Source organism: Dickeya sp. ws52, assembly GCF_007210685.1.
Classification (GTDB): Bacteria; Pseudomonadota; Gammaproteobacteria; order Enterobacterales; family Enterobacteriaceae; genus Dickeya; species Dickeya chrysanthemi.
The window spans coordinates 80,526-98,116 of record NZ_SZVX01000003.1; the positions used below are offsets into that span (position 1 = coordinate 80,526).

Sequence of the window (17,591 nt, forward strand, 5' to 3'; positions counted from 1 at the left end):
TTGTCACTCCTTAATCCGGGCGCGGCTCAGCCCGCCCGGCGCAATGTATCCGGCGTCGCATACTGTTGCAGCAACGCCTTCAGTTCCGGTATGCAGGACCCGCAATTGGTCCCGCATTGCAGGTGTTCCCCCAGTTGCGCCACGCTGTGGCAGCCCTGACGGATGGCATCGATAATGCGCTGTTCGCCGACCGCGAAACAGCTGCAAATGGTCGCACCCTGCGGTATTTCCCCCTGCGGCGCACACCCTGCCAGCAATGCCAGTCTGTCCGGCGTATGCTGCGACGGCGAGGCAAACGCCGCCAGCACCGCTTCACGCGCCAGTTGCGGACGATGCGCCCCCACATAAAGCGCCACGGCGACCTGCTCGCCCTGCCAGCCAACCGCATGAAACAACCGGTCGTCGCCCTGCGCCTGCTGAAATTCAACGTCGCTCAGGTCATATTGTCGGGTCAGCCAGTCGAGCCAGTGTTCCGGCGTGCGTTCGCCGGCAATCACGTAATGCGACACCCCGTCGGCGGTAATCCGGCTCCAGTAGCCGCAGTCCGGCGTTGCCACGTCGCCGCGGACAAACAGCTCGCCGAACCAGACGGCGGGCCAGCGCTGAATGCGTACCCGCGACTGTTTGCTTTCCGGCTGCCCGGAATAGGGATCGGTCACCGCCGCGACCAGGCTATCGACACGCGCCTGTGTGCTGAACTGTCGGTTCCAGTGCATAGGAACAAAAATGCTGCCGAGTTGCTGACCGCGTTGGACCTGCGCCCGCGCCAGCATCCAGCCCGAACCGGCGCTGATGCGCACCAGCTCGCCATCATGCACGCCGGCGTTTAGTGCATCCTGCGGATGCAGGTCGCAGTAAGGTTCCGGCAGATGCCGCATCAGGCGTGCGGCCTTGCCGGTACGAGTCATGGTGTGCCACTGGTCGCGCACCCGGCCGGTGTTAAGCACCAGCGGATACGCCGGCGACGGCGGGTTGACCGGCAACTGCGGGGTGATAGGCAGCAGCTGCGCCTTGCCGTCCGGATGCCAGCAGCGACCGTCGGTATACAACCGTGCAGTACCGTCGCTGGCGCCGGCCGTTACCGGCCACTGCACCGGGGTAAGCTGCTGCCATTGCTCATCGCTGAGCGTCGCCAGCGCGCTGATGTCGAAAGCGCGTTGGCCCTGATTCTCAAACCCGGACAGGGCGGCGTGTTCACGAAAGATCTGCGCCGGGTGGCGATAATCAAACGCGTCGCCGAACCCCATGCGTTGCGCCACCTGCGACAAAATCCACCAGTCGGCTTTCGCTTCGCCCGGCGCGGGCAGGAACGCACGCTGGCGGGAAATACGCCGTTCGGAATTGGTCACCGTGCCGTCTTTTTCCCCCCACGCCAGCGCCGGCAATAGGATGTCGGCACATTCCGTGGTGTCGGTGTGGCGCATTACGTCGGAGACGATCACCAACGGGCAACGCAACAGCGCCTGCCGCACCCGGTCCGCCTCCGGCATAGACACCACCGGGTTGGTGCCCATTACCCACACCGCCTTCACCTGCCCGGCTTCGATCGCACGGAATAGATCCACCGCCATCAGCCCCGGTGCCGACGCCACCCGGTCACTGCCCCAGAAACGGCCGACCCGCGCCACCTCTTGCGGGCTAAACCCCATGTGCGCCGCCAGTTGATTCGCCAGCCCGCCCACTTCACGGCCGCCCATCGCATTCGGCTGACCGGTAATCGAAAACGGGCCGCATCCGGCCCGGCCGATACGGCCGCTGAACAGATGCGCGTTGATAATCGCGTTGCATTTGTCGCTGCCGGACGCAGACTGGTTAATGCCCTGCGAATAGAGCGTCACCACCTTGTCGGTCTCGCTGAACCACTGGTAGAAGCAGGCCACGTCCTCGTGCCGTAACCGGCAGAATTCCGCTACCCGTTCTGGCGTCCACGCATCGGCGGCCGCCAGCGTCGCTTCCACCCCGCTAAGCGCGTCGGGCGGCGGCGCGTTCTGCTGCGCCAGGGCGCGCAGCAGTCCGTTGAATAACCCGGCATCGCTGCCGGGCGCCAGCGGCAGGTGTAAGTCCGCCGCATCGCAGGTGGCGGTCCGGCGTGGATCCACCACCACCACCCGCATGTGCGGGCGCTGCTGTTTGGCCTGCATCAGCCGTTGATACGCCACCGGGTGCGCCCAGGCGGTGTTGGAGCCGACCAGCACCACCAGATCCGCCTGCTCGATATCCTCGTAGTTACACGGCACCGCATCGGCGCCCAGCGCCCGTTTGTAGCCGATAACCGCCGAAGCCATGCACAACCGGGAATTGGTGTCCATGTTGGCGCTGCCGATGAATCCTTTCATCAGCTTGTTGGCGACGTAGTAGTCTTCGGTCAGCAACTGCCCTGAACCGTAAAACGCCACCGCCTGCGGGCCGTGCTGCGCAATGATATCGCCGAGCGACTGCGCGACCCGGTCCAGCGCCTGATCCCAACCGACACGATGCCCGTCAACCAGCGGCCACAACAGCCGCCCTTGCAGATCTAACGTGTCGCCCAGCGCCGAACCTTTGACGCACAACCGCCCTTGATTGGCCGGGTGCCGGCTGTCGCCTTCAATGGTCACCCTCCCGTCCGGTTGCGCAGTGGCAATCACTCCGCAACCCACGCCGCAGTAAGGACAGGTGGTGCGGCAGCCGCTCATAACGCCTCCGCCATGTCGGCCGCGACCACGCTTATCGGCTCAGCGGCCACCCAGATCCGCTCCTGCACGATGCGCACCGGCCAGGCACGTACGCGCAGTTGGCTGTCATCCGGGCTGACGCCGTCACGCAGGCGCAGACGCTTTTTGTACAACGGCGAAATCACCACCGGCTCGCCCGCCACGTCGCCGACAATGCCGCGCGACAGCACGTTGGCACCACTGCCCGGCTCCAGATTGTCGAGCGCGAATACGCGCGCCGCCTGCCCCGGTTGTGCCGCCGGGAGATGGAACAACGCCACCTGTTGATGACCGACGCGCGCCGCCATCCCTGCATTCGCCGGGATATCGCTGAGGAAACCGACGCACTGCCAGCCATCGGTGCCGGCCGCCTCGAATACGGTAGTCGGCTTTTTCTCTTCCGGGCGCGCCGGGCGAGGCTGACTGCGTTCCGGCACCATCACCACCGCTTCATCCGGGGTATCGCTGTTAAGGAACGCGCGGAACAAGGCCCGGTTTTCGTCATGCGCCAGCGTGGTCTGCCACTCGCACTGGTAGCTGTCGATAACATGGCGCATCTCTTTTTCCAACTCGTCGGCAATCCCCAGACTGTCGTCGATCACCACCTGACGCAGGTAATCAACCCCGCCTTCCAGGTTATCCAGCCAGACGCTGGTGCGCTGGAGCCGGTCCGCGGTACGGATGTAAAACATCAGCAGGCGGTCGATCAGCCGCAGCAAGGTGTCGGTGTCCAGATCGCTGGCGAACAGGTCGGCATGACGCGGTTTCATACCGCCATTGCCGCACACATACAGGTTCCAGCCCTTGTCGGTGGCGATCACGCCGATGTCTTTACCCTGCGCTTCGGCGCACTCGCGGGTACAGCCGGATACCGCCATTTTGAGCTTGTGCGGCGAGCGCAACCCTTTGTAACGGTGCTCCAGCGCAATCGCCAGCCCGGTGGAATCCTGCACGCCATAACGGCACCAGGTGGAACCGACGCAGGATTTCACGGTACGCAGCGATTTGCCGTAGGCATGACCGGTTTCAAAGCCGGCGTCGATCAACTCCTGCCAGATAGCCGGCAGTTGTTCCAACCGCGCACCGAACAAATCGACCCGTTGGCCGCCGGTAATTTTGGTGTACAGGTGGTAGCGTTCCGCCACCTGGCCAATCGCAATCAAGCCTTTCGGGGTTATCTCACCACCGGGAATGCGCGGCACTACCGAGTACGTGCCGTCTTTCTGGATGTTGGCCAGAAAACGGTCATTGGTATCCTGCAACGGTACGTGTTCAGGTTTCAGTACATAGTCGTTCCAGCAGGACGCCAGCATCGAGCCGACCAGCGGCTTACAAATTTCACACCCTAACCCATGACCATGACGGGCGATCAACTCGCCGAAACTGTGGATGCGGTTGACGCGGATCAGGTGGTACAGCTCCTGACGTGAATAGGCGAAATGTTCGCAGATATCTTTTTTTACCTCGATGCCCGACTGCTGCAACCGATACTCCATCACCTGCTTGAGCAGCGGCACACAGCCGCCGCAGCCGGTGCCGGCCTTGGTGCAGGCTTTCAGCGACGCCAGATCGGTACAGCCGTTGTCTACCGCCGCGAAAATATCCGCTTTACTGACGTTGTGACAGGAACAGATCTGCGCGCTGTCCGGCAGCGCCGCCACACCGAGCCTTTTCGGCGCGGCGCCGTCCAGCGCCGGCAGAATCAGGCTTTCCGGGTGCGCGGGTAACGTCATGTCGTTGAGTTTCATCTGCAACAACGTGCTGTAATCGCTGCTGTCGCCCACCAGCACCGCGCCCAGCAGCCGTTTGCCGTCCGCCGACACAATGATTTTTTTGTAAACCTGATTCGGCTCGTCGTTCCACTGATAACTCTGGCTGCCCTCGGTTTTACCGTGCGCATCGCCGATCGAGGCCACATCCACACCCAATAGCTTGAGTTTGGTGCTCATGTCAGCCCCGATGAACGTTTGCTCCTGCTGCGCCAGTTGAGCGGCGACGGTACGCGCCATCTGGTAGCCCGGCGCCACCAACCCGAATATCTGCCCCTGCCATACCGCACACTCGCCGATGGCGAAGATAGCGTCATCCGAGGTCTGGCAATGCTCGTCAATCACGATGCCGCCGCGCGTGCCTATCTCCAGCCCGGCTTCACTCGCCAACCGAACGCGTGGGCGAATACCGGCGGAAAACAGTATCAGATCGGTTTCCAGCGACGTGCCATCGGCAAAGTTCATGCGGTGACGCGCCTGCTCGCCTGCCGTGATGGAGAGCGTTTCTTTGCTGGTGTGTACATGCAGGCCCAACGCTTCGATTTTGCGCCGCAGCAACTGGGCGCCGCCATCATCCAGTTGCACCGCCATCAACCGGGGCGCGAACTCTACGACATGGGTCTCCAGCCCCAGTTGGCGCAGCGCATTAGCCGCCTCCAGCCCCAGCAGGCCGCCGCCGACCACCACGCCGCTGCGCGATTCGCGCGCGTAGTCGGCAATCGCATCCAGATTATCCAACGTGCGATAGACCAGACAGCCGGGGCGATCATTGCCTTTGATCGGCGGTACAAACGCATAAGAGCCGGTTGCCAGCACCAGGCGATCGTAAGGCGTTTCCTGACCGTTCGCGTCGCGCACGCAGCGGCGCTGACGATCGACTGCCATCACCTGACAGCCGGTACGCAGCTCAATACCGGTCTGCTCGAAAAAGCCTTCACCCACCATCGACAGCGATTCGGCGCTGCGACCGGCAAAATACTCGGACAAATGTACCCGGTCATAGGCCGGGTGGCGCTCCTCACCAAACACCACCACGTGATACTGTTGGTGCAGGTTGCGTTCCACCAGTTGCTCCAGAAAGTGGTGACCGACCATGCCGTGCCCCACTACCACCAATACGGGTTTACTCATGACAGAAATCCTTACGGCTTCAGGCCGTATGTCTATTTCAGGAAAAGAAAGACCAAACAAAAGCGACGACGGCGCCGATGGCAGCCTGGCCTCCATGGCCGCCAGCAGTTGCGGACTGTCGCTGACATGACCGAACAACAGCGCACCGCATAACCGATCGTCGCGGAATATCAAGCGGCGGTAATGACCGCCGAGCGGATCCGACAAGGTGTGGAGCCGATCACCCGCCTGCGGGTGCAGATCGCCTGCGCTCACCACGTCAATCCCCGTTACTTTCAGCCGGGTAGCCAGTGCCGTCGGCGCGTAATCCGCTACCGGCCGGCCCGCCAGTCTGGCGGCCAGTACATCCGCCTGCGCCAGACAAGGCGCCACCAGCCCTACCGTCTCCCCGTTCACCTCCGCGCATTCGCCGAACGCGCTGATGTCTTCATCGGTGGTACGTAACTGGCCATCCACCAGAATGCCGCGCCCGCACGGCAGGCCGCTGTCGCGAGCCAGCTCACATACCGGCTGTACACCGGTCGCCACCACCACCAGACCGGCGGGAAGACGCGTACCGTCCGCCAGCGCCACCGCCTCGACCTGGCTGTTCCCGCGCCTTTCATTACCGATAAACGACTGGATCTGCACACCGGTCAGGCAACGAATGCCGCGTTCGCGCAGACGGGCGCACAGCAGGTCGCTGGCGACATCGTCAAGCTGGCGCTCCATCAGCCGGGGGTGGCGGTGCAGCAACGTCACCGTGGCGCCTTGTAAGCGCAACGCGGCGGCAGCCTCAATACCCAGCAATCCGCCGCCAATCACCACCACCGGCTCGCCCTGCCTTACCGCCGCCCACATCCGCTCGACGTCATCCATAGTTCGAAAACCGGTCACGCCCGGCAGGTTGATGCCCGGCAACGGCGGCATAAACGGACGTGAACCGGTCGCCAGCACCAGGTGGTCATACGCCAGACGGCGGCGATCGGTGATGACCTCCCGCGTCGCCCTGTCGATACGCACTACCGACTCGCCGGTCAGTACCGTCACGTCCATCGCCTCGGGCGCGGACTCCAATTGCGTCTCCTCAAATTTTTTTTCGCCCCCCAGCACCGACGAAAGCAGCACGCGGTTATAACCGGCGCGCGGTTCGCGATCGATGAGGGTGACGCGGTAGCGTTGCGCTGCAAGCTGCCCCAGTTTCTTTACCAGCCGGGCGCTGGACAGGCCGTTACCGATGACAACCAGATGCGCGATCATCGTTTCCTCCCGTCAAGCCGCGTGCGGCTGTTTCTCGTAGAGGAAATGCAGCACCTGCTGGCGGTACTGGTGATAACGCGGGTCATCCGCCAGCGCCACGCGGGAACTTGGTCGTTCCAGCGCCACCGTCATGATTTCTCCCACGGTGGCGGCCGGGCCGTTGGTCATCATCAGCACCCGGTCGGAAAGCAGCACCGCTTCATCCACGTCGTGGGTAATCAGCACGATGGTGGTATTCAGTCGCTGCTGAATATCCATGACGGCATCCTGCAAATGGGCGCGGGTCAGCGCATCCAGCGCGCCGAACGGCTCATCCATCAGCAGCACCTTGGGTTTCATCGCCAACGCGCGGGCGATGCCCACCCGCTGCTTCATGCCACCGGAAATTTCGTGCGGGCGCTTGTTCAGCGCATGTCCCATGTGCACCAGGTCGAGGTTATGCACAATCCATTCGTGCATTTCGGCCTTGCCCATCTGGCCGCGGAACACCTGCTTCACCGCCAGCGCCACGTTGTCGTAAGTGGTGAGCCACGGCAGCAGCGAATGGTTCTGGAACACCACCGCCCGCTCCGGCCCCGGGCCGTCGATTTCGCGGTTGTCGCACAGCAGGCCGCCGCGGGTCGGCAGCGTTAACCCGGCAATCAGGTTGAGCAGCGTCGATTTGCCGCAGCCGGAGTGCCCAATCAGGCTCAGGGTTTCGCCGGCATGAATATCGAAACTCACGTTATCAAGCGCCACGAACGAACCGCTGGCGGTGGAGAAACGCTGGCTCACCTGCTGAATACGGATAATCGGTTGATTACGCATCGTTTTCTCCTTAACGGGTTTCATAGCTGAAGCGTTTGGCCAGCAACATCAGCCCTTGCTCAAGTAACAGCCCGACCACGCCAATCACCAGAATCGCGATGATGATGTTGGGCACATTGAGGTTGTTCCACTCGTTCCAGATCCAAAAACCGATACCGATGCCGCCGGTCAGCATTTCCGCCGCCACGATCACCAGCCAGGCGATACCGATAGACAACCGCACCCCGGTCAGCACGCTCGGCAATACCGCCGGCAGCAGGATTTTGCGCATGATGGTGAATTCGGACAGCTTCAATACCCGCGCGACATTGAGGTAATCCTGCGGGATCTGGCGCACTCCTTCGGCGGTGTTGAGGATCATCGGCCAGATCGAGCAGATGAAAATGGTCCAACTGGATGCCGGCTCGGCACGCTGAAACAGCAGCAGGCCGATGGGCAGCCACGCCAACGGGCTGACCGGACGCAACAGCGAAATAATCGGATTGAACATCGCCGCCATAAACCGGAAACGGCCAATCAGGAAACCGGCGGGAATGCCCACCAGCGCCGCCAGGCCGAAACCGATGCCGACACGCTCCAGCGACGCCAGCACGTTCCAGCCAATACCCTGATCGTTAGGCCCGGCCACGTAAAAGGGCTCGGCAAAAATGCTTTGTGCTGCCAGCCAGGTCTGCCACGGCGTCGGGAAGCCTTTACTGCTCAATGCCGCGATTTGCCAAACCGCCAGCAGCAGCAACATACCGATGCCGCCCGGCAACAACCGGGACACCCCCTGGCTCAGGCGTTGCCGCCAGATGGGGCGCGGCGCTGTCGCCGCCGGTTCATCTGCCGGCGGTATGGTTGCCGCTTCGGGTAACGTCACCACGACGGCATCGGTGACGGCGCTTGTTTTTTCCGGTTCAGCATCAGGGACGATCGAAAGAATCTGGGCTTGCGTTTTCATGGTCGCTCTCCGTTACTTTTTCACGCTGACGTTCACGCCGAAGCTGTTGGCATAACCGGCCGGATCGCTGCCGTCCCACCGCTTACCGTCAATCAATACGCTGCTGCGCATCTCGCCGGACGGCAACGGCACGTTACCGACCGCGCCGGCCGCCTGTTTGTAGATATCGATGCGGTTGACCTGACGGGCTACCGCCTGATAATCCGGCTCCTGCGTCAGCAGGCCCCAACGTTTGTGCTGGGTGAGAAACCACATACCGTCGGACAAATACGGGAAGTTCACTTCGCCGTCGTGGTAGAAGCGCATGGCGTGCGCATCCTGCCAGCGTTTACCGGCGCCGTTGTCGTATTGCCCCAACATGCGCCCGACAATCGTCTCCTCCTGGGTATTAACGTAGGCCCGCCCGGCGATGACGCGCGCGGTTTCGCGCCGGTTATCGTCCGAGCTGTCTATCCAGCGCGAGGCTTCCAGCACCGCCGCCGTCAACGCACGCGCGGTGTTGGGATTGGCGTTAACCCAGGCGGCGCTGGTGCCGAGGACTTTCTCCGGATGATCCGGCCAGATCTCCTGCGACGTGGCGGCGGTAAATCCGAGGCCATCGGCAATGGCGCGTTGGTTCCAGGGCTCGCCGACGCAGAAACCGCTCATGTTGCCGATCTTCATGTTCACCACCATTTGCGGCGGCGGCACCACCACGGTACGCACGTCGTCAAACGGGTTGATGCCGGCGGCGCCCAGCCAGTAGTAGAGCCACATGGCGTGGGTGCCGGTGGGGAACGTCTGGGCGAAGGTGTACGTCCCGGCCGGGCTGGCTGATATAAACTTTTTCAGGCTGGCGGCATCCGTCACGCCCGCTTCGCGCAACGCGTTGGACAGGGTGATCGCCTGGCCGTTGTTGTTGAGGGTCATCAACGCCGCCATGTTGTGCTGCGGCCCCGACGCACCGGCCTGCAAGCCGTACAACAACCCATAGAGCACGTGGGCGGCGTCCAGTTCACCCGACACCAGCTTGTCGCGCACCGCCGCCCAGCTCGCTTCCTTACTCGGCACAAGGGTGATGCCGTATTTCTTATCAAACCCTTTGACCGACGCCATCACTACCGAAGCGCAATCCGTCAGCGGAATAAAGCCGACGCGCACCTCTTTTTGCTCCGGGGCATCTGAACCGGCGGCCCAGGCGCTGTTCATTATCCCAGGCATTCCCGGCAGCAGCATGGCTCCGCCCAGCGCAGCGCTCCCCATCAGAAACCGGCGACGGGACAACATGGGTATTGGGTTATCAGTTTTGTTATCGGTTGTGGAATCACTCATTAACGACACCTCGGCAACCCGCCTTTCGGCGGCAAAAACAAAAAGGCGCCCATAAGCCATGCGAAAAATCGCACGCTTATGGGCGCCTTTGCCCAGCGTCTTCCCGCGCCGCCATTGGCACGGAAAAGCCGCAGTGAATTGTTACCGGAGATGAAGCAAGGGATGTGCCAACCTGCCAGATATCCCTATGACCGAACAGTGCATTGAGTAGACTGTCCATGCCGCGCCGACTCGCCGACGTGTCCCGATGGGGCTATTTTGCTCGCCAGCGGCGTAGCAAATATTGAGCTGGATCAATTCAGCCGGGATATCCGACAGATTGAAAAACCAGTTGGGTATCGAAGCGGAGCCTCACTTTGCCGCGGGGCAGCCGCCTGCAACTGCACTGTTATCTGGCACCGGCCGCACATTTTATGTGCATTCCGTGTGCGACGATGCGCGCTGCTCCCGTCAGAGACCTTCCTGAAATACATCGGCCACCGCCAGCATCGCGGTCGCAATCTCGATCAACTTCTTATTCTGGTTCATCGCCATGCGGCGCAGGGTTTTATAAGCGTCCTCCTCGCTCAAGCCCCGATGCTGCATCAATAACCCTTTGGCCCGGTCGATTTGGCGACGCTCATCCAGCGTCGCACGCATCGCCGCAAGTTCATGATCCAGCGCCTGCAATCGCCGTGTCTGCTGCTGCACCAGCGACAACAACGAACGGCCCAGTTGTGGCCGCACGCCGTCGCTGTCCAGCCAGCCGCCTTGCCCGCTCCGGCTCTGCTCCACCTCTGAATGGGCGATAAACACCGAATAGCTGTGATCTTCTCCCTGCTGTATCGCCATCAGGCCGGCGACGTCGGCTTGTTGATCAAGGCAGGCTTGTTCGGCCGCAGCGATACGATCACGGCACAGTTGCATCAACGTTTGCGCCAGTTGGTCTTCTATTTGTTTCATGGCATCGATTCGCGCCGTCGCCAGCGCGAACCATTGCAAACCGCCGTCCGGCGACAGGTTATCCGGCACTCGGGTGCAGGCGACGCGGCGCAGCCGCTCAAACTCGCGGTCGGTCGCCAGCGATTGCCAGCGTTCCCGACTGGCGTCGTCGGCAAAATGGGTAAAGGTATCGAAGCAACGCTCCTGGCGGTCGATCAAATCCAGCAACGTCTGCTGAACGCTGGCCGGGAACTCGCCGGCGGCAAACGCCGCCGCGCCGACCGCCCGCTCCTGCCCGGCCAGTTCCTTACCCTGCATAAAGCTGAACATCGCCACCAGCGCACGGGCGATCATCGGCTCCGCCGCGGTATCCGACACCTCAAACACCAGCGTCAGCAAGTGGCGGATGCTGTCGTTAAATACCGTCATCACATCCGACTGCGGTAACGCACGCTGACGCATCTGCTGGCGCATCGACGGCAACAGCCCCAGGGTATATACCACGCTGGCGACGCGGCTGAACAACCGGCTGGCTTGCGGCAGCAGGCTGGCACGCTGCGCCAGGTCATCAAGTTGCGCCATAAACTGCGATTCGGCCTGTTGTACATCCTGCTCGCGTTGCGATAATTCATCGGCGCACAGCCGCCCGTCCGAGCACAGGAACAGGTTGGATGTTCCTCGTTCCCGTTGCAGCATGTGCACCAGTTGACTGATGCGCCCCACCAGTTCGCCGCTTTGCAGCAGCCCGCGCAGGCTGTTCAGCTCACACTGACGCGATGCCATCAGAAAACGAATTGTCGTTGAAGGGTCCGCTATCATTCTCTCTTCTCTCCATACGGCATCGAATACCACCATGCCGTCATACCACCATGAAGGGTATTTTCCATGCAAAACCCTTGCCTTATCAGGCCCGCGCCTGACAAACCGTAAACCATTTTAGCATAGTGAGAACGCACGTCTCTGGCGGGGTCGCCAGCGTCCGGCACTGTGAGTGAAATAGCAGGAGGAGATTAGGTGAAAAGTGATTGATTGATAACACAGGGTAAACTGCTGCCGCCCTCATCTCGACGGACGACAGCAGGGTACAGACAATATCTTAATCGTCAGGATTTTCCTGCGGACCTGCAGAGGCACCGACTATCTCCGCGACCTTCGCATAAGGGAACGGCGTCACGCCGCCAATCGCCTTTTGCATTTCCACAGACTGTTTAACCAATGGCATTACCTGATCATTGATAATGAAATCACTGGTGTTTTTAGCGAAATTAGTTACGCAATCACGGCCAATTCCAGCCAGACAAGTATCACGAGCTGCATTGGCGGTTGTATCCACGGTAGAGAATATCTTGTTGCTGGCGCTCTGGAACATGGGGAAGAAATACAAATCGCTGGGTTTCCAGTAATTACCTTCAACAAAAGTAATCGTATCGTCACTATTGGAGACACCCATATAGAAGTTTGACTCAAACAAATTATTCACGATGTGTACGACCCCCACACCCGCTGCGCCCGCTTGCTTCCCGACTTCCGGCGAGCGTCCTGACGAATTCAAGATTCGGTTACCGATTAAGGTGATGCTCTCATTTTCCCCGATCAGCAACATCACCCAATAGTGGCGATTGTCGCAGTAATGCCCAACCTCGGTCGTACCATCGAAGAAATTATTGGAAATGGTTACCCCGGCGGCAGTGCCCCACCCGGCCACAATCATCTGACGACCAATGCGGGAAATATAATTGTGGTCGATCCAAATTCGGCTGGCGTTATCAATCGTGATGGCATCCCCGGCAAAGACGATACCTTCGTTAATATCGGTAATAGACAGATTGCGTATAATAATATTGGATACGCCTCCGCCCATGATGAGCCCTTTCCCTTTAATACCGGCCTCTTTACCGATACCGATTAGCGTCTTATTCGACCCGACCAGCATCGGGGAGCCGCCCGCCGCATCATGGGTAATACTGTAAGTAGGGCGACCGGCACAGTAATCAGCAAACTTGAGAATCCGTTCCGGTTTACCATTCACTTCACAACTGTTGTAAGAATAAGTACAACCTTCACTGGTTTTCATCCCCTCCAGACCGCGAAAATCAATCGTCGAGGTCAGTTGAATGATACGCGGCGTGGTATCGGCACAAGCGTTGTTGACGACGTTATCACACAGTGCTCTTTTCAACTCCTCCGGCGTGGAAACGGTCACCACTTCGCCGCCGTCCCCTCCCGTCACACCCGCACCAAAACCGACCGGCACGCCTTTGAACTCCAGCCCGACCGTTTTATCGCCGTCCATGGTCAGAGTACAGGTATCGCTGTTACCGCATGACGCCGCGTCACCCGTCCAGGCTTTGACGCCGTAACTGCCGTACGGACTGGCTTTTAACGTTAGCTGAGTACCCGCTGCATAACGGGCGCCGTCATCGCCCCCGGTAAGGGTTCCCTTGTCTGACGCGGTGAACGTCAAGCCATAGGTCGTCGCCGCCATGGATAACGCGGGCAGTGTCGCCAGCAAAAATACAGATAATGCCGCCATTCCCCGATGCCTGCGTCGCGTTATCGACGCAGAATTTGCAGAAAGACTATCGTGCTGAATATTATTGTTCATATCCCTTCCTTTATGAATATCTCTCAGACTTCAGGTTGCAGGTGTATTGGTTTTCCTCGCTCACCCCAGTCGCTGATTTGAGTCAGCCTCAGGGGACTCGCTACGTTACACTCTTCCTGCAACTCGAATTACTCTGGATATATATTGGCATCCGTTATATTTCATCTTGCCCGAACAGGGCCGTGCGGCATCATTGAATCATGCTGCAACGTGCCTGCCGACAATGCGCATAACTCTATTAAAAAAATTAATTTCACTTAAATACACTCTGGCCTAAAAAAATAATCAAAACAGATAATCTTCCTACCTGCCGGGGTGATTAAGCGACGAGGACTATTACACGACTGATATATTATAACAATAGCAATCACCCTGTTCATACCAGTTACAAAATTATACCGTTGTCATAATTTTCATCTCAGTTAAATGACAAATTTACATGATTTCCATCATGTATTTTCACCATCACATCACGTCACAATCAGTCAACTTATCAATAAATTAGGTTATCAATAATGACATTTTTATTACCTAAGGCCATATGTGACATATAAAAAACAGGTCGGCATCTAAACCAGAATCGGATCGACTCGATAATATGAAAATAAAAACAGTTAATATTACCCAACCGGTTAAATATAATTATTGAATATCCCCGTCATACTTCAAGTCATTCGAATTACAGGACAACACGCCAGTAACATAAACTGTGCAGGATTGCTACGTGGAGTAGAGGAACAGAATCGCAGTCATTGATATGTGTATGGCGACTGCCACCTGAGTACTGAACATCTTAGTACTGAACATAATGTGCGACAGACGTCACTCACCGAGATGAATACCTGAAAAAAGCTATCCTGATTCGAGCAGTGTCACGGAAAACTCATAAATATTATTGGAGGATATCGAGCTGTATCCCGCTATCGCTCGGGTTCGCCCTCTATTTTCATAAGCCAGGGAGATATTATGAGGCATTGGATGAAATGTACGGCCGGGCTACTGGCGTTCATCGCGCTGGCCGCCTATGGGGAAGGCCCCGTTACCCCTTGTGGCGATAGCGCCGTCGCGTCCTGGGCCCAAGGCATTGAACACCAGCGCAAGGCGGATTTGGGTAACGGCTGCTATCTCAATCCGATTATGTCCGGCGATCATCCCGATCCCACTATCCTGAAAGACGGCCATGACTATTACATGACCTTCTCATCTTTTGATGCCATTCCCGGCCTGGTTATCTGGCATTCGCAGGATCTGATTAACTGGCAGCCGGTCGGTCCGGCGGTCACGACGCCGGTAGATTCTATCTGGGCACCGGAATTGGTGAAGCACAACGATAAGTACTACCTCTACTTTATTACCAACAAGACCGACCCGGTTTCCGGTGCCAAAACCAAGAAATTCTATGTGATTACCACCGACAATATTCGCGGTGCCTGGACGCCGCCACGTGAGATCGTGGTTAAAAGCGATAAGGGCGACAACGGCGCCACCAGCGATCCCGGCCACGTCGTCGGTGAAGACGGCAAACGCTACATTTTTATGTCCGGCGGTGTTCGCGTGCAACTCAAGGACGATGGCCTCGCGGTTGCCGACGGCGAGGCCGGGATCGCCAAAACGGTATACGCCGGCTGGCAATATCCGGAGGAATGGGATGTAGAAAGTTTTTCGCAGGAAGGGCCAAAGATGCTCAAACATGGTGATTATTTCTACATGGTGCTAGCCGAAGGCGGCACGGCCGGTCCGCCCACCGGGCATATGGTCATCGCTGCACGATCGCGCTCCATCAACGGTCCCTGGGAGAACTCGCCCTACAACCCGATTATTCGTACACAAAGCGCGAGTGAAAAATGGTGGTCGCGCGGCCATGCCACACTGGTGGAAGGGATGGATGGCCAGTGGTACATGGTTTACCACGGCTATGAAAACAGCTTCATGACGCTGGGAAGGCAGGCGCTGCTGGAGCCGATCACATGGACGGCGGACGGGTGGTTTATCTCCGCCGGTTATGACGTCGGCAAGCCGATTCCTCGCCCCGCCGGCGGCCATGCCGTGCCGCACGGCATGGCTTTTTCAGACAGTTTTCGGCCAGAGGTGTTCGACAGCGTCTGGAGTTTCTATATGCCGGGTGAAAATGAAAAAGCACGGATTCGCTTTGACAACGGCAGCTTGCTTCTGCGCGCCAAAGGCCGCTCTCCTAAAGACACCACGCCCTTGTTTATTAATGCCGGCGATCTCGCTTATCAGGTGGATATCGAAATAGCGTTTGAACCCAAAGCACAAGCCGGGCTGCTGTTGTTTTATAGCAACCGGCTGTACGCCGGTTTAGCGTTTAACGCCAACGGGACGGTCATGCACCGCTACGGGCTGGAACGCAACGGCGCCAAAATTGCCGATATCACCGGCAATACGGTGCATCTGCGGCTGGTCAACCGGCGTAACATTTTGACGCTTTATACCAGCCCGGATGGCGAGAAATGGACCAAGTACGGCGTACAGATGGAAGTCTCGGGCTACAACCAAAACGTCGGCTACGATTTTCAGGCGTTACGACCCGCTATCTATGCCTCGGGCGAAGGCAATGTACGTTTCTCTCACTTCCGTTATACCGCGCTGCCTTAATGACACGACGGCGTGGTGATGAGCGGTGGTGAAACGTGTCTTATTGGGCCGGCAAAAACCGGCCCGTTACGTTTCCGCCTGGGCAAAGACATTTCCCGGTTTGCCGGGCATTTAACAATAACACTCATGGAGGATTTTTATGTCATACCCTCATACCCGTTTATCCCTGCTCAGCTTGAGCTTGTTTGCCGGTTTGTCCGCCGGCTTGCTGGCGTCGTCGCCGGGTTATGCCGCCGTCGCTGGGTGCGGTCAAAACTGTATCGATTATCTGCGTGAAAACGTGCAGGCCAGACCGTTGACGGCGGCGAGTATCGCTACCGTCAGCGATGCGATGTTGCGCACCCAGTTCACCAACTACCTCGCCACATCGGCCAGCGCCCGCAGCGCGGATAAAGCCGCCCTCGCCGCAGAGCGGAAAGGGATGACGACCGTGCCGGCACCGCGTGGGTCGGGCAAAAACAACCTCGCTACCATGCCGCTCAATCAATCGGGCACGTATTACCAGTCGGCAGAGGCGCTCGCCATCGCTCAGGAGATCATCAGCTTCCAGATCCCTTCCGGCGGTTGGGGTAAAAACATGTCGCGTACCGGCGTCGCACGTACTCAAGGCCAGTCTTACATCGCCGATGAGATTGACCCAAGCGAATCGGGCAGTTGGCGCTATGTCGGCACCATTGATAACGGCGCCACCACCACCGAACTGCGTTATCTGGCCAAAGTGCAAGCCGCGCGGACAGGCAGCAGCGAGACCGCAACGCTACAGGCGAGCATTGTCCGCGGCATCAAGTATTTGATCGCCGCGCAATATCCTAATGGCGGCTGGCCTCAGGTTTACCCGCTGGCGGGCAGCTATAACGACGCCATTACGCTCAATGACGACGCCATGCTGCGGGTAGTGATGCTGCTCAACGAAATAGGTAATAGCAGTAACAGTGATTTTGCCTTCCTGGATCGCAACCTGCGCAACAGTGCAGCCCAAGCAGCCACCAAAGGCACAACCTGGCTGGTGAACAATCAGGTGAAAGTCAGCGGCGAGTGGACTATCTGGGGGCAACAACACGATATGTTGACGCAATTGCCGACCGCCGCGCGAGCGTTCGAAATGGCGGCGCTCAGCAGCGCTGAAAGCGCCAAAATCACCGCGTTCCTGATGACGTTGCCCAACCCCGACGCCAAAATGCGGCGTGCGGTGTACGCCGCGGCCGATTTCTTCACCGCAACGCGCATCTCCGGGCAATCCTGGTCGAACGGCAAACTCTCCAGCTCACCGAACGGCGTGTTGTGGGCCCGCTTCTACGATTTGGATGCGTATACGCCGAGCGCAAGCAGTGTGGCCAAGCGTTCTCAGACATTGTTTGGCGATCGCCCGGATACGCACGCAACCAGCGCGTATGGTCTGGTCTTCAGTTCCATTGCCTCGGTATCGACTGAGCGGTTAACCGGCTATGCCCAGTACAACTCGTCACCGCAGAGCGTCCTGACGACTTTTGCCACCTGGAGTAAGAGCAACCCGCGCCCCTGATGCCGGAACCGTGAATAGCCGATCGCCCGAAAAG

9 protein-coding genes are annotated in these 17,591 nt (G+C 58.9%); 2 read left to right on the top strand and 7 right to left on the bottom strand.

What is annotated here, in order from left to right; translation table 11 throughout:
• Positions 1–26 precede the first annotated feature (26 nt).
• The 7 genes from FDP13_RS03895 to FDP13_RS03925 form a co-directional block, all read right to left on the bottom strand.
• Positions 27–2,675 carry a nitrate reductase gene (locus FDP13_RS03895; protein WP_143838720.1) on the bottom strand — a complete coding sequence of 883 codons (2,649 nt, stop codon included), beginning with the start codon at positions 2,673–2,675 and terminating at the stop codon, positions 27–29.
• A complete protein-coding gene (nirB, locus tag FDP13_RS03900; RefSeq protein ID WP_143838722.1) occupies positions 2,672–6,832 on the bottom strand; it encodes a nitrite reductase large subunit NirB in 4,161 nt (1,386 codons plus the stop codon). Before nirB ends, FDP13_RS03895 begins: the two co-directional genes overlap by 4 nt.
• 12 nt (positions 6,833–6,844) lie before the next feature.
• Positions 6,845–7,639, bottom strand: a complete 795-nt coding sequence (locus FDP13_RS03905; RefSeq protein ID WP_143838724.1) for an ABC transporter ATP-binding protein — start codon at positions 7,637–7,639, stop codon at positions 6,845–6,847.
• A gap of 10 nt (positions 7,640–7,649) precedes the next feature.
• Positions 7,650–8,582 carry a nitrate ABC transporter permease gene (gene ntrB / locus FDP13_RS03910; RefSeq protein WP_143838726.1) on the bottom strand — a complete coding sequence of 311 codons (933 nt, stop codon included), beginning with the start codon at positions 8,580–8,582 and terminating at the stop codon, positions 7,650–7,652.
• Positions 8,583–8,594: 12 nt separating this feature from the next.
• Entirely contained in the window at positions 8,595–9,893 is a 1,299-nt protein-coding gene (locus FDP13_RS03915) for a CmpA/NrtA family ABC transporter substrate-binding protein (protein WP_012769175.1), read from the bottom strand.
• 450 nt (positions 9,894–10,343) lie between these two features.
• Positions 10,344–11,633 carry a nitrate regulatory protein gene (locus tag FDP13_RS03920; RefSeq protein ID WP_027711580.1) on the bottom strand — a complete coding sequence of 430 codons (1,290 nt, stop codon included), beginning with the start codon at positions 11,631–11,633 and terminating at the stop codon, positions 10,344–10,346.
• Between the two features lie 277 nt (positions 11,634–11,910).
• Positions 11,911–13,419: a hypothetical protein gene (locus FDP13_RS03925; protein WP_143838728.1), complete on the bottom strand. Its 1,509-nt coding sequence runs from the start codon at positions 13,417–13,419 to the stop codon at positions 11,911–11,913.
• 966 nt (positions 13,420–14,385) lie between these two features.
• Here FDP13_RS03925 and FDP13_RS03930 point away from each other — a divergent pair.
• The gene (locus FDP13_RS03930; protein ID WP_234424372.1) at positions 14,386–16,035 is read left to right on the top strand and encodes a family 43 glycosylhydrolase; all 1,650 of its coding nucleotides are present in this window, start codon (positions 14,386–14,388) and stop codon (positions 16,033–16,035) included.
• A gap of 139 nt (positions 16,036–16,174) precedes the next feature.
• Positions 16,175–17,557, top strand: coding sequence for a pectate lyase (pelA, locus tag FDP13_RS03935; protein WP_143838730.1), 1,383 nt, complete (start codon positions 16,175–16,177; stop codon positions 17,555–17,557).
• The last annotated feature ends 34 nt before the right edge of the window (positions 17,558–17,591 follow it).